Raw genomic sequence first — 13,274 nt, 5'->3', positions numbered from 1 at the left:
ATTCCAGCATGGCACGCGGTGTGGCGTGCCGAAGGACCGGCAACCGCTCGGCATGCTGGTTCGATGGCCATTCTGCTGTCCCTGGTCTCCATGTGCGCGACGCTGATCGGCGGTCTGCTGGCCGTCCGCATCGGCGAGCGCAAACGCCTGGTGCTGGGCCTGGCCGCGGGCGTCATGCTGGGCGTGGTCGCCTTCGACCTGATGCCGGAGGCCCTGGAAGCCGAGACCGGCAGCGCGCTCGGGGTGCCGATTCCGCTGCTGGCCGCGGTGGCCGGGTTCTTCACCGTGCACATCATCGAGCGCACGGTGGCCATCCACACCGGGTACGAGGACGAATTCGGTTCGCACCACCACGATTTCGCCTCGGTGGGTTTGCTGGCGGGCGCGGGGCTGGTGTTCCATTCCACGCTGGACGGGCTCAGCATCGGGTTCGGGTATCAGGCCGGTTCGGCGATCGGCGCGGCGGTGGCCATCGCGGTGATCTGCCACGACTTCGCCGACGGCTTCAACACTTTCACCATCACCACGCTGTACGGCAATGCCCGCAAACGCGGCCTGATCATGCTCGGCCTGGACGCCGTCGCACCGGTGGTGGGCGCGATCATCGGCACCCTGGTAAAGGTCCCGGCGGAACTCGTCGGGCTCTACCTCGGCTACTTCGCGGGCTTCCTGCTCTACCTCGCCACCGCCGACATCCTGCCCGAGGCACATGCCGGCAAACCCGCCAAAGGACCGCTGTTCTGCACCCTGGCCGGGGTGCTCTTCATGCTCGGGATCGCCGCACTGAGCCATTGAAAAACTGGTACACCAGTAGATAACAGACGCTCGAAGCCGGCGGGCGAACAGCAGTCGGGAGGGTCCATGTACGACGACTCGCGCCGGACGCGACCCAGCTGGGGCGGCCGCGTCCTCGCCCTGATCGTCGCGGCCGTCCTGGCCGGCACCGCCTTCCTCGGCTACCACGGCGAATTCGCCCGCTGGTCGTTCGGCGCGCAGACCAGCACCGCCGGGCTGGTCGGGCCGCCGCTGCCGCCGCTGGACGCCACGCTGGTGTCCGGCGAGGTCGAGCCCGCACTGGTGAACATCACCGCGGGGCTGCGGCCGTACGGGGTCGGCGCGGCCGGGTCCGGCATCGTGCTCACCGCCGAGGGGCAGGTGCTGACCAGCCATCACGTCATCAAAGGGGCGGACACCGTATCGGTTTCGGATATCGGCACCGGGGCGGTGTATCAGGCCGTCGTGCTGGGGTACGACTCCGGCGCGGATATCGCGCTGCTGGAGCTGTCGGGGGCCAGCGACCTCCCGGTGGCGCGGATCGGCAGTTCCGCGCCGTTGCGCCTGGGCGACGAGGTGCTGGCCATCGGGAACGCGGGCGGCACCGGCTCGCCGACCGCGGTGGGCGGCAATATCACCGGATTGGATTCGTCCATCGTGGCGCGCAATTCGGCGGACCTGTCCCGGAAATCCTTGCGCGGCATGATCGAAGTGGCGGCGCAGGTGGCGGCCGGGCAGTCCGGCGGGGCGCTGGTGGACCGGTACGGGGCGGTGGTCGGGGTGGTCACGGCCGCCTCGGGGGAAATGCAGAAGGCGCTGGGCCGCGGGCCGAACGGGTACGCGGTGCCGATCGACGCCGCCATGCGCGTGGTCCGCCAGATCCGTTCCGGCACACCGACCGACAGCGTGCACGTGGGGCCGACGGCGACGCTGGGCATCATCACCTCGGACGCCAAACCGGTGGGGGCGCGCATCGACGTCGCGGTGTTCGGGCAGCCCGCCTACGCGGCGGGGCTCGCCGAGGGGGAGGTGATCACCGCCGTCGACGGCCGGGCGATCGCGAACACCCAGGCGCTGAAGTCGGCGCTGAACCTGCACAAGCCCGAAGACGCTGTGCAGCTGGAGATTTCGGAGCCCGGGGGAGCGCAGCGGACGGTGAGCGTGACGCTCACCGCCGGCCCGCCCAACTGATTCAGAGCTTCTCGGCCCAGTAATCCTGGAACTGGATGTAGACGATCAGGATCACCACGGCGTAGTAGACGGCGACCACGGTCCACCGCCATTCCATGATGATCTGCAAAAGTCCCTTCGACCGGCCCCACAGCTGCCCGGTCACGATGGCCAGCAGCGCCGGCGTCACCGCCCACACCACCATGCACCACGGGCACAACGCGTGGATCTGGAAGACCGCCTGATAGATCAGCCAGCCGATGAATCCCATCCCGGCGGCCAGGCCGATCCACAGCCCGCCCCAGATCCATGTCGGGAAACCGATGCCCGCCACCGCGAGCACCCCGAGCGTCACCACCACCGAGAAACCGACCACGCCGATGATCGGATTCGGGAACCCGAACGCCGCCGCCTGATCCGATTCCATGATGGTCGTACAGGCCACCACCTGATCGATGCTGCACAGCGGTTTGAACCCGGGTTCGGTGAAGAGCTTGAACTTGTCGACCAGCAACGTCACCGACGCGATCCAGCCGATCAGTCCGCCCAGCAGCAACGGCCAGGCGGACTTGGGGGGAGCCGCGGCGATCACTGCTTCGCCGCGGCCTCGATGACCGGCTTCAACCCGCCCTGGCTCATCAGCGACTGACCGTCGGTGACCTGCTTGCCGGCCACGTACACGCTCGGCGTGGACTTGAGGCCGGTGCCGAACACGGCGGTGGTCTCGTCCTTGACGTACTGGGCGTACTTGTTGCCGCGAATCGCGTCGGCGATGGCGGGATCGGTGTATCCGGCCTCGTTCGCGATCTGGATCAGCTGGTCGTCGGTCATGCCGTTGCCGCCCTCCTTGGGCTGCTTGGCGAACATGGTGGCCAGCCAGTTCTGGAACTTCGACGGATCGGCCGAGCCGACCACGTAGGCGGCATTGGCCGCGCGGCTGGAGTACTGGTTGCCATTGGAGGCGCGATCCAGGAACGAGATGATGTTGTACTCGACGGACGCGGTGCCATTGGCCACCTCCTCCTCGAGGGTCTTGGCATTGGCCTGCTCGAACATCTGGCAGGCGGGGCACTGCAGGTCGGCGACGACCTGGACGCGCACCTTGGCGTCGGCCTTGCCGATGCGGATCGCGCCGCCGGCGGTGACATTCGGCGGAATCGCGCCCGAACTGGTGACCGTCGGGGCGAAGGCGCTGGCGCCGTCGCCGCCGGAGTCCTTGTCGGACTTGCGCATTGCCAATCCGATGCCGATGGCGGCCACCAGGCCGACCAGGACCACGGCCACGCCGACCTGGATCAGCACCTTCCGATTGCGATCGGCCTGCGCCGCTTTGGCCAGCGGATTGTTGCCGGATTTCTTGTTCACCTGAGCGCTCACCACGCCTTCCGTCGTGTCACGTCCTGCGGGCCCCATCTTTGCCCGCAAACCTGAGAGTTTCCTAGTGAAACCGCATGCGGTCACGGCCTGCACCGGGTCGGCGCAGGCCGCGGGGGCCCGGCGGGTCAGAGTTCACCCGCGCGAGCGACAGGGATCACGCCCGGGCCAGCCGCCGTTTCTGTTCCTCGATATCGAAATCGGCGGGCGGCCAATCCAGCTTCAAGCCCTGCAGCGCGTCGATCAGCAATTCGGTGACGGCCAGGCGGGCGTACCACTTGGAATCGCAGGGCAGTACGAACCACGGGGCGTAGTCGGTGTTGGTGCGATCCAGAACGGCCTGGTAGGCCTCTTGATACGCGGGCCAGTACGCCCGCTCGTCGATATCGGCCGGATTGAACTTCCAGTATTTGTCGGCCCGCTCCAGCCGCTGGGCCAGGCGCTTCTTCTGCTCGTCCAGCGAGACGAACATGGCCACCTTGACGATGGTGGTGCCCTCGTCGGCCAGCTTGCGCTCGAACTTGTTGATCTCGTCGTAGCGCTTGCCCCACACCTCCGGCGGCACCAGATCGTGCACCCGCACCACCAGCACGTCCTCGTAGTGCGAGCGGTCGAAGACGCCGATCTGCCCGCCCTTGGGCAGTTGCTTGCGAATACGCCACAGGAAGTGGTGCTTCTTCTCCTCCGCGGTCGGCACGCCGAAGGCCGCGTGGTCCACGCCCTGCGGGTCGACCGAGCCGATCACGTGCCGGACGATGCCGCCCTTGCCGGCGGTGTCCATGCCCTGCAGCACCAGCAGCACATTGCGGGTGTCGCCGGAGCGGCCGTTGGCGTAGAGCTTTTCCTGGAGATCGGAGAGCACCGCGCGGCGTTCCTCGAGATATTTCTCGCCGGCTTTCTTATCGCCTTTGAATCCGGGGGTTGCCGCGGTGTTCAGATCCTTCACCTGGACGCCGTCGGCGCGCAGGGCTTTCGAAACCGGTTTCGACCAGGTAGTCGCTTTCGCCATCCTCCATGGTTAACACGAGGTGACCATTCGCGCAGGCAACCTCGCCGAATCAGACCCGGGCGAGACGTACCAAATGGTCCGCCAACTCCTCGTCGCTGACCGGAGCCAGCGTCAGATCCGCGGCGGTGGTCAGCAGATAGCGGCCGTCGCCGGAGAAATCCAGCCAGGTGCGATGGCGGGTCGGCGGGGACAGCGGATTGGCCGGTTCCACCGAGACGGTGATGAAACCGCGGCCGTCCACCGGATCGCGCAGCTTGCTGCGGAAGCGGTCGGCGCCGGCCGGATCGGCGGCGGGATCGGGTTGCAGTACCGCGCTCTGCGCCTCCTGCATGGGGGCGAGCCGGCCGGGCGGTGCGGAGCCGATGATCTCGACCAGCTCCCGGCCCAATTGCTCGGCGGGACAAACCGATACGGTCACGGTGTCGGGCAGGCCGACCAGAATGCCCGCGCGCTGCTGGGCGACGGCGGCGAAGGCCAGGATGCGGCCGGACTCGGGCGCGGTGCGCTCGCCGTAGAGGGTGACCGTGGTGGTGTCGCTGCGGGCGCACAGGGCCAGCGCGGCGGCCAGGTCGGGATCGGTGCGGCGCAGATAGCGATGCGCCAAACGCGGTGTGGCGTCGGGGTTCTCCGGAGCGGGCGGCATGGTGTCGAGCGGATAGGGGTGGCGATCACGCTGCGTTTCACGGGTCCAGACCAGTGCGAACTCATCGGGGGTCAGGATCCATTTCACTGTGGCCGGCCTCCGGTGGAGGCGGGGCCAGTCGAACCTGACCCGATGTCCGAAGTGGACATATCGGGTGTCCCCCCTTTCCTTGGTGCGATCCTCCGTCCCGATCGCGACCCTACCCGAGGGGTCGGCCGGTCGCCGTTCGTCGGACAAGCCACTCGAATCCGGCAAACGCCCGGTAGGGTTCCCGCCCGGGACGTGCGGATCGAGCCCGTCCGGTCGATTGACCAGCTGTTGTGTGGCCGCGCGCCACGATCGGGAACCCGGAGGTGGCGATGGCGACCGCCCGCATGCGGATGGCACGATTTGTCGGTGCCGGAGCCGTAATTGTCAGCGCCGGAACCGGAATCGCCGCCGCCGCGCCCATCCCCGCGCTGCCCGCGACCGGAGCCGAATTCCTCGGCACGCCCGCGGTGGCACGGCCCGTCACCGGCGTGCCCGCCGTGCCGCGGCATCCGGGGCTGGCGGGCAACGGCGACTCCGGCATCCACAACGACGGGTGGATGAGCGACACCTACACCCGGCCGGGACCGCTCGGCCGCGACACCCGGGTGGATTCGCTGCTGCTGGGCAGCGAGTGCGGGTCCATCGCCTTCGATCGGGCCGGGCGCATCGTGGCCACCTGCCCGGGGCTGAATCCCGGTCTGTACCTGATCGATCCGGGCGCGCTGCGGGTGCTGGGCAAATACCCGCTGCCGGGGCGCGGGGCCGGGGAATTCCTGAAGCCGGGCGCGTTCACGAATTTCGGTGGGGGAGCGTACTTCTACCTCGATCAGGCCGATCGCGCCGTGATCGGGCTGAGCACCGGGCACGTGCTGGTGCTCGCCGAGAACGCGGGCGCGGACGGGTTCACCCTCGAACGCGACTACGACCTGACCGGGGTGCTGCGCCCCGGCGAGACGCTCAACTCGGTGCTGCCGGACGCCACCGGGCGGCTGTGGTTCGTGGCCAAGACCGATGGCGTGGTGGGGACCATCGATCCGGAAAGCGGTGCGGTGCGGGCGATCCGGCTCGGCGACGGGGCGGAAGGGGAGATCGAGAACTCCTTCGCGGTCGGGGCCGAGGGTGACGTGTACATCGCCACCAATCGCGAGATGCTGCGGTTCGACGCCGCGCCCGACGGCTCGCCCGCGATCACCTGGCGGGTCACCTACGCCAACAGCGGGCAGCACAAGCCCGGGCAGGTGGACGACGGCACCGGGACCACGCCGACCGTGCTGCCCGGCGGGTACGTGGCCATCACCGACAATGCCGATCCCATGAACGTGGTCGTCTATCGCACCGCCGCGGCGGCCGCGCAACGCGAGGTGTGCGCCGTGCCGGTCTTCGCGAAAGGCGCGGGCAGTACCGAGAATTCGCTGATCGGCGCGGGCAATTCGCTGATCGTGGAGAACAACTACGGCTACACCGGGCCGGAGGCGACCCTGGCCGGCCAGACCACCACCCCCGGCTTCGCCCGCGTGGACATCGAACCCGACGGCAGCGGTTGCCATCTCGTATGGACCAACGACACCGCCGCCGCCCCCACCGTGGTGCCGAAACTGTCGCTCGCCACCGGCCTGATCTACACCTACACCAAGGGCACCGACGTCACCGATCCCTGGTACTGGACCACCCTCGACTTCCACACCGGAAACCTGGTGTGGCAGCGCCGATCCGGCTCCGGCCCGCAATACAACAACAACTACGCGGGTCTGGCCCTCGGCCCGGACGGCGCCGCCTACCTGGGCGTACTCGGCGGCCTGATCGCGCTGCGCGACGGCGCGTAGCCGAGGCTCAGCCGCGTTCGACCTCGATGGTGATGTCGGCCTTGCGGAGGCGGTCGGTGAGGGCGTCGCCCATGGCCGAGGCGGGGGTCAGGATGCCTGCCAGTTCGGGGAGCTGGTCGAAGGCCAGGCAGAGGCCGGCTTGGCCGAGCATGACCGAGGTGGCCTGATAGCCGGGGTCGCCCTTGCCGGCGAAGGTGCATTCGTACTTCGCGCCGGAGGTGGTGTGGGCGAAGGTGCGCATGGTGAACCAGCCGCTGTTGCGGGCCTTCTCGCTGGGGCCGGTGCCCGGCTTTGGGACGATCCGGTCGAGCAGTTTGCGGCCCAGGCCGACGCGCGAGAGGACCGCGCCCGCGGCCATGGTCGCCACGATGCCGCCCGCCATGCCGGCCGCGACCAGCGGGGCGGTGGGGGCGGAACCGGCGCTCATGACCTCGCGGTAGCGGAAGTTCTTGCCGTACGGCCAGCCGAGCAGGCCATTGGAACGGCGGACGATCTTGGTGTTGTGGGCGGCCATGATGAAGGTGGACACCCACCCGTGCAGGCTCGGGTCGATGCTCGACGCCCGCTGCAGCGCCTGATCGGTCTGGCGGCCGACATCGGGGTCCATGGACTTGTCGGGGCTCAGCGAATACGGGTGCGACATGACCGAGGCCTTGGACGGATCGGCCGCGATGGCCTCCATCATGGCGCGGCCGGAATCCACCGTGCCGCCGCTGACCCCGCCCTTGAGCCAGGCGACCAGGGTGGTGTCGGTCAGCTCGCCGGTATTGTCCGCGACGGTGCGCTTGTACAGCTGGTACACGCTCAGATCCGACGGAATCGAGTCGTAGCCACAGGAATTCACGATCTTCGCGCCGGTCGCTGCGGCCCGCTCGCCGAAGCGGTCGATGCACTCCCGGATGAACAGCGGCTCACCGGTCAGATCCGCGTAGTGCGTACCGTTCTCGGCGCACGCCTCGACCAGCGGCAGCCCGTAACGCAGGTACGGTCCGACCGTGGTCACCACCACCTTGGTCCGCGCCGCGAGCGCGTTCAAGCTCGCCTGATCATTCGAATCCGCCTGCACCAGCGGCCAATCCGCCGCCTGCGGCCCCAGCTCGGCGCGCACCGCGGCCAGCTTCTCCGGCGACCGGCCCGCCAGCGCGATCCGCGCCCCGGCGGGCGCCGCGCCCACCAGATACTCGGCCGTCAGCTTGCCGACGAAACCGGTAGCCCCGAATAGGACTAGGTCGAATTCCCTGTCTGCCATGGTCTTCCTCGCTGCTTCCTGAAGTTGGGGTTTCAGGGGCGAAGCCCCTGAGAGCCCTCGAGAGTTCCGAGGTCCGTCACGCTTTCGCGGTGCGCTTGCGGGTCTTCTTGGCGGGGGCCGTGGCCGGATCCGGCTTGGGGCGGCCCGCCAGCCATTCGTGATGGGCGCGACCGAGTTCGGTGACGGGCGCGTCGCCGTACAACCACTCCCGGGCGATCCGATGCCAGTTCCCGGTGGCCTCCAATTGCCCCAGCATGCCGAAGGTCAGGAAGTCCGCGCGCCGCGAGAACAGATGCTCCGGCGGCAGATTCTGCTGCTTCATCTCCGAGAACTCGCTCGCCCGCGGATCCACCGCCAGCACGAAAGCGCCGGAAGCAAGTTCCGGCGTAATGGTCAGATCCTGGTCGATGAGCGCCCATTCACAGGCGGCGAGCACGTACTCCAGGCATTCCTCGGGCGTGATCTCGTCCTCGTCGTCGATCACCCCGCGCGCAATCATCAGGTCCCGCAGGTCTTCTGCGCGTTCCTCGGCCGCCGCCCGGATACAGGTGGCCTCGAACTGCACGTGCTCGGGATCCATCAGGTTGTAGAGCCCGAAGTCCAGGAACGCCACCCGCCCGTCCGCGCCCAGCAGCAGATTGCCCGGATGCGGATCGCCGCAGAATTCGTTGAAGGTGAACAGCGAGCCCACGTAGAACCGGTAGATGATCTCGCCGATCCGGTCCCGCTCCGCCGCCGGCAGCTGCCGGATCTCCTCGAAACCCTTGCCGGGGAAGTACTCGCTCACCAGCACCCGCTGCGTGGACAGCTCCGGCATGGTGTCCGGCACGAAGATGAACGGATGCCCCGCGAACACCTTGGCGATGCGCGCCTGGGTGGTCGCCTCGGCGACGTAGTCCAGTTCGCTCTCCAGGTTCAGCCGCAGCTCGTCCAGCACCGCCGGGGTCACCCACGGCATGGCCGACTGCAGGATGCGCCGGAACATGGCCAGGTTCTTCAGATCCGCGCGCACCGCGGCGTCGACGCCCGGGTACTGCACCTTCACCGCGACCACCCGCCCGTCGTGCAGCGTGGCCCGGTACACCTGTCCGATGGAGGCGGCGGCGATCGGCTCGGATTCGAATTCGGCGAACACCTCGGAAAGCGGCTTGCCGTAATCCTCTTCGATGACCGCGGCCATGGTCTCGAACGAGACGCTCGGCGCGCTGTCGCGCAGCACGGCCAGCCGGCGCTGGAAGCGTTCGCGATGCTCCGGCGGCACCAGATCCAGATCCAGCACCGAGAGCATCTGCCCGAGCTTCATGGCGACGCCCTTCATGGTGCCCAGCACCATGACCATCTGCTCGGTGGACCGAATGATGGATTCCTCGGCCATCCGGGCGCGCACCGCCTCGGATCTGCCGCGCATGGAACGTCGGGTCTTCTGCGCCCGGATGGCATTGCCGGCCACGGCCATGCCCAGTTTGGTCCCCCGCGCGAGCCTGGAAGTAGGCAGCTCTTTCGCCATCAGTGACCCTCCATTGGAGCCAACACCCCCGTTGGTGCCGACGCGGCGGACCACCCCTGAAGTGCCGCCGCTAGTCAGCCTAACCACATCCAGATCTTCCAGCCCAGTGCAGGAAGGGACGGATTTCGCGGAGCGTTACGAACTAGTCAGTATTCTCTGGGTCCGGCAGCACATGCTGCTTGGAGTTGAACCACGCGCGGTCGCCGCCCGCCCGGACCATGCCCTCGACGGCGCTCCACGCCATCATGGTCAGGTAGTCCAGCATCTCCTCGACGGACATGGTGCGGTTGGAGATCCACCAGTCGGTGGCCAATTGCACGCCGCCGACGAGCACATACGCCCACAGCATCGCGCCTTCCGTCTGCACGCCGCGGTCGAAGGCCTTGTCGATGATGACCGCCGACACCACCTGTGCGAACAGCTTCTCGAAATCCGCGAGGGTGGAGGTGTCGGTGGAGGAACCGTTGCCCATGATGAAGCGGTAGACGTCGGTGTCCTCGTCGACCGTGTGCACATAGGCGGCCAAAGTATTGCGGACCAGCTGATATTCGTCGAGATCGTCGCTGATGGCCTCGTAGATGCGCGGCATCAGCGTGGTCTCGATGAACCGTTCCATGGTGGCGCGGGTCAGATCCTGCTTGTCCGAGAAATACCGGTACAGGACCGTTTTGGAGACGCCGATCTCGGCGGCGATCTCGTCCATGCCCGCGTCGCCCCCGCGTTTGCGGATGGCGGCGAGGGTGCCGTCCACCAGTTCTTCCCGGCGGTCGATCTTGTGCTGCTGCCAGCGGCGCTTACGGCCGTCCACCCGACCGCCGGTACCGCGGGTGCCTCCGGCGGCGTCGATGGCGGCGCTCACGGTGCCCTTCGTAGTCGACAGGGTGGACTCCTCGTTCGCGGGTTGTGCTGGGCCTATTCAGCTTAAGCCTCGCATGCGTCCGCTGGTCGCCGATCGGGACCGGCCCGGTGGCCGAGAACTTGTCGGAGAAACCAGCAGAATGGAGCTTATGGAGCAACCTGCCGGCAGTGCCGGGGTACTCGAAGCGAAGACGACGAAACCGGTCACCACCTCCGGCGGGGCGTTTGCCGACCTGCTGGACGAAGAGGGCAAGAAGCGCGAACTGTGGCGGATGAAGGCCATCGCCACCGGCTTCCTCGCGACGGCGACCCTCATCTACCTGTTCTGCGCGTGGTACCAATCGCGCGGGAACGGCGGCGAATGGGTGGGTTATCTCAAGGCCGCATCGGAAGCGGGCATGGTCGGCGCGCTCGCCGACTGGTTCGCGGTCACCGCGCTGTTCCGCCATCCGCTCGGTATCCCCATTCCGCACACCGCCATCATCCGTAAGAAGAAAGATCAAGTAGGCGAGGGCCTGGGCGATTTCGTGCGGACCAATTTCCTCTCCCCGGACGCGGTGGCGGCGAAATTGAATTCGGCGCAGATTTCCTTCCGGCTGGGCCGCTGGATGGCCGATCCGGAGCACGCCGCGCGGGTGTCGGACGAGAGCTCCACCCTGCTGCGCGCGGTCGTCGGGGCGCTGCGGGACGAGGACGTCGAGCAGATCATCGACCAGACCATCGTCAAGCGCATCGCCGAACCGCTGTGGGGGCCGCCCATCGGCAAGGTGCTCAACGAGCTCATCGCCGACAACCGCCAGGCGCCGCTGCTGGATCTGCTGGCCGAGCGCGCGCACCAGTGGGCCCTGGATTCGCAGGAGACCCTCGATCGCATCGTGAATCGCGACGCGCCCTCCTGGGCCCCGAAATTCGTGAATTCACTGCTGGCCGAACGCATTTATCGCGAGCTGGTGGAATTCACCTGGAAGGTGCGGACGCAGCCCGATCATGAAGTGCGATTGGCGGCGAATCGTTTCCTGGAGGATTTCGCGCACGATCTGCAATTCGACGACGCGATGATCAAGAAGGCCGAGAAGATCAAGACTGAGCTCATGGGCCGGCAGGAGATCACCGGGATGGCGCACGCCACCTGGCGCGCCGGCAAGCGGATGATCCTGGAATCGGCCGACGATCCGAACTCCACGCTGCGCCGCAAGGTCGCCGAGAACGTGCAGCAGCTGGGCGAGCGCCTCTCGACAGATCCGGCGATGCGCGACAAGGTGGACGGGTGGCTGGAGCGCGGCGTCCGGTATCTCGTCGCCAACTACGGCGCCGAGTTCGCGACGCTGGTCAGCGACACCGTTGCCCGGTGGGACGCGGACGAGGCCAGTCGCAAGATCGAATTGGCGGCCGGCAAGGATCTGCAATTCATTCGCATCAATGGCACGGTGGTGGGTTCCCTGGCGGGCCTCGCGATCTACGCCATTTCACATTTGCTGTTCAATGGCTGAACGATTGTCCAAAATGGCTCGCGGGCGTGGCGCCGGGCGTTAGCCGTAATGGTGCTAACAGACTGCTTGCAAGAGTTAGCACCCCGTTCTAGAATTGGCCCTACAACCGCCGGAAGGTGAGTGATGACACACGACCCCGAGGTTCCCGAACCGAACGACGGCACGGAGACGTCCGCCGCCGAAGATCGGTCGGGCCGCGTAGCCAGCGCGGCTCACGACATCGGGGGCTTCATCCGGGCGCAACGCGAAGCCGCTCAGGTCTCGCTGCGCCAGCTCGCCGCGCTGGCGGGGGTGAGCAACCCGTATCTCAGTCAGATCGAGAGAGGGCTGCGCAACCCGTCCGCTGAGGTACTCGCGCAGATCGCCAAGGGTCTGCGGGTCTCCTCGGAGGTCTTGTACATGCGGGCCGGGTACCTCGAGCAGAGGCCGCACGGTCCGGTCCGGGACGCCCTGCTGAACGACGACGGTCTCACCGAACGTCAGAAGCAGGTGCTGCTGGACATCTACGAATCGTTTCGCCGCGAGAACCAGGCGAACGAGAACGAAGGGGACGCGACGGACCACCAAGGGGGCGTTCCCGGGGGGATCCAGGGCAGCGATGCCCTGAGGGACAACGAGGTTCCGCACCGCACGACCGAAGTTCCGCCACGCCAGGAGAACGAAACATCATGACCGAACCCAAGATCAGCACCGCTACCGTGACCAAGCCGATCTACGCCACCGTGGGTGCGGGCGACGCCGTGTACGCCGCCGTCCTCGACGCCTACGCGCAGCTCAAGGATCGCGCCGCCGCCGTCGACGTGACCGGCCGCGTGGAAGAGGCCCGCGAGCGCTTCGCCAACCTGCCGGCCGACGCCCAGGGCCAGTTCGAGACCCTGCGCCAGCGCGTGCAGGCGCTGCCGTCCGAGCTCCCCGAGGACCTCGCCGAGCTGCGCGAGAAGGCCACCCCGGAAGAGCTGCGCAAGCTGGTCGACCAGTACTACCACCAGCTGCTGGACCTGTACGCCGACCTGGCCGCCCGCGGCGAGGAGGCGGTCGACAAGCTGCGCACCAACCCGGCCTTCGAGGAGCGCATCGGTCAGGCCGAGAGCTTCTACAACGACCTGGTCGCGCAGACCCAGGACGTGTTCGGCAAGGTCTCCGATCAGGTCTCGCCGCTGCTGGGCCGCGCCAAGGAAGAGACCGCGGCGGTCGTCGAGACCGTCGACGCCGAGGTCGTGGGCGTGACCACCGAGGCCGAGCCGGCCGAGGCTCCCGTGAAGGCCGCGCCGGCCAAGAAGGCTCCGGCCAAGAAGGCCCCCGCGAAGAAGGCTGCTCCGGCCGCCAAGAAGTAACGCGATTCGTTCG

At 67.6% G+C, this 13,274-nt stretch carries 13 protein-coding genes; 6 read left to right on the top strand and 7 right to left on the bottom strand.

Annotated features, from left to right (window positions below; translation table 11 throughout):
- Positions 1-63: 63 nt before the first annotated feature.
- Positions 64-795, top strand: coding sequence for a ZIP family metal transporter (locus NY1_RS22640; RefSeq protein WP_067716768.1), 732 nt, complete (start codon positions 64-66; stop codon positions 793-795).
- Between the two features lie 66 nt (positions 796-861).
- Positions 862-1,965: a S1C family serine protease gene (locus NY1_RS22635; RefSeq protein ID WP_067716764.1), complete on the top strand. Its 1,104-nt coding sequence runs from the start codon at positions 862-864 to the stop codon at positions 1,963-1,965.
- A gap of 1 nt (position 1,966) precedes the next feature.
- Here the strand turns inward: NY1_RS22635 and NY1_RS22630 are convergent, their stop codons facing one another.
- The 4 genes from NY1_RS22630 to NY1_RS22615 all read right to left on the bottom strand — a co-directional run bounded on the left by NY1_RS22630 (position 1,967) and on the right by NY1_RS22615 (position 5,057).
- Positions 1,967-2,536 (bottom strand): vitamin K epoxide reductase family protein, encoded by a 570-nt coding sequence (locus NY1_RS22630; protein ID WP_369690447.1) that lies wholly within the window; start codon positions 2,534-2,536, stop codon positions 1,967-1,969.
- Positions 2,533-3,321 carry a DsbA family protein gene (locus tag NY1_RS22625; RefSeq protein ID WP_233434435.1) on the bottom strand — a complete coding sequence of 263 codons (789 nt, stop codon included), beginning with the start codon at positions 3,319-3,321 and terminating at the stop codon, positions 2,533-2,535. Before NY1_RS22625 ends, NY1_RS22630 begins: the two co-directional genes overlap by 4 nt.
- Positions 3,322-3,475: 154 nt before the next feature.
- Complete coding sequence (locus tag NY1_RS22620) at positions 3,476-4,327, bottom strand: polyphosphate kinase 2 family protein (protein WP_067716758.1); 852 nt, start codon at positions 4,325-4,327, stop codon at positions 3,476-3,478.
- Between the two features lie 49 nt (positions 4,328-4,376).
- Positions 4,377-5,057: an ESX secretion-associated protein EspG gene (locus NY1_RS22615; RefSeq protein WP_067716756.1), complete on the bottom strand. Its 681-nt coding sequence runs from the start codon at positions 5,055-5,057 to the stop codon at positions 4,377-4,379.
- Positions 5,058-5,329: 272 nt separating this feature from the next.
- Between NY1_RS22615 and NY1_RS22610 the strand changes: the two genes are divergently transcribed.
- On the top strand, positions 5,330-6,823 hold the full coding sequence (locus NY1_RS22610) for a hypothetical protein (protein WP_067717021.1): 1,494 nt from the start codon (positions 5,330-5,332) through the stop codon (positions 6,821-6,823).
- Positions 6,824-6,830: 7 nt separating this feature from the next.
- Here the strand turns inward: NY1_RS22610 and NY1_RS22605 are convergent, their stop codons facing one another.
- The 3 genes from NY1_RS22605 to NY1_RS22595 all read right to left on the bottom strand — a co-directional run bounded on the left by NY1_RS22605 (position 6,831) and on the right by NY1_RS22595 (position 10,438).
- A complete protein-coding gene (locus tag NY1_RS22605; RefSeq protein ID WP_067716753.1) occupies positions 6,831-8,072 on the bottom strand; it encodes a saccharopine dehydrogenase family protein in 1,242 nt (413 codons plus the stop codon).
- A gap of 76 nt (positions 8,073-8,148) precedes the next feature.
- Positions 8,149-9,579 (bottom strand): ABC1 kinase family protein, encoded by a 1,431-nt coding sequence (locus NY1_RS22600; RefSeq protein WP_067716749.1) that lies wholly within the window; start codon positions 9,577-9,579, stop codon positions 8,149-8,151.
- A gap of 142 nt (positions 9,580-9,721) precedes the next feature.
- The gene (locus NY1_RS22595) at positions 9,722-10,438 is read right to left on the bottom strand and encodes a TetR/AcrR family transcriptional regulator (protein WP_233434434.1); all 717 of its coding nucleotides are present in this window, start codon (positions 10,436-10,438) and stop codon (positions 9,722-9,724) included.
- A gap of 148 nt (positions 10,439-10,586) precedes the next feature.
- On the opposite strand from NY1_RS22595, the gene NY1_RS22590 reads away from it, so the two are divergent.
- From NY1_RS22590 to NY1_RS22580, 3 genes are all read left to right on the top strand, one after another.
- Positions 10,587-11,927 (top strand): DUF445 domain-containing protein, encoded by a 1,341-nt coding sequence (locus NY1_RS22590; protein WP_067716747.1) that lies wholly within the window; start codon positions 10,587-10,589, stop codon positions 11,925-11,927.
- 123 nt (positions 11,928-12,050) lie between these two features.
- Positions 12,051-12,599, top strand: a complete 549-nt coding sequence (locus tag NY1_RS22585; protein WP_067716744.1) for a helix-turn-helix domain-containing protein — start codon at positions 12,051-12,053, stop codon at positions 12,597-12,599.
- Positions 12,596-13,261: a heparin-binding hemagglutinin gene (locus NY1_RS22580; protein ID WP_067716742.1), complete on the top strand. Its 666-nt coding sequence runs from the start codon at positions 12,596-12,598 to the stop codon at positions 13,259-13,261. Before NY1_RS22585 ends, NY1_RS22580 begins: the two co-directional genes overlap by 4 nt.
- The last annotated feature ends 13 nt before the right edge of the window (positions 13,262-13,274 follow it).

It is taken from the genome of Nocardia yamanashiensis NBRC 100130 (assembly GCF_001613325.1).
Taxonomy (GTDB): domain Bacteria; phylum Actinomycetota; class Actinomycetes; order Mycobacteriales; family Mycobacteriaceae; genus Nocardia; species Nocardia yamanashiensis.
The sequence above is the reverse complement of the archived record's forward strand: the minus strand, read 5'-3'. Positions and strand labels throughout refer to the sequence as shown.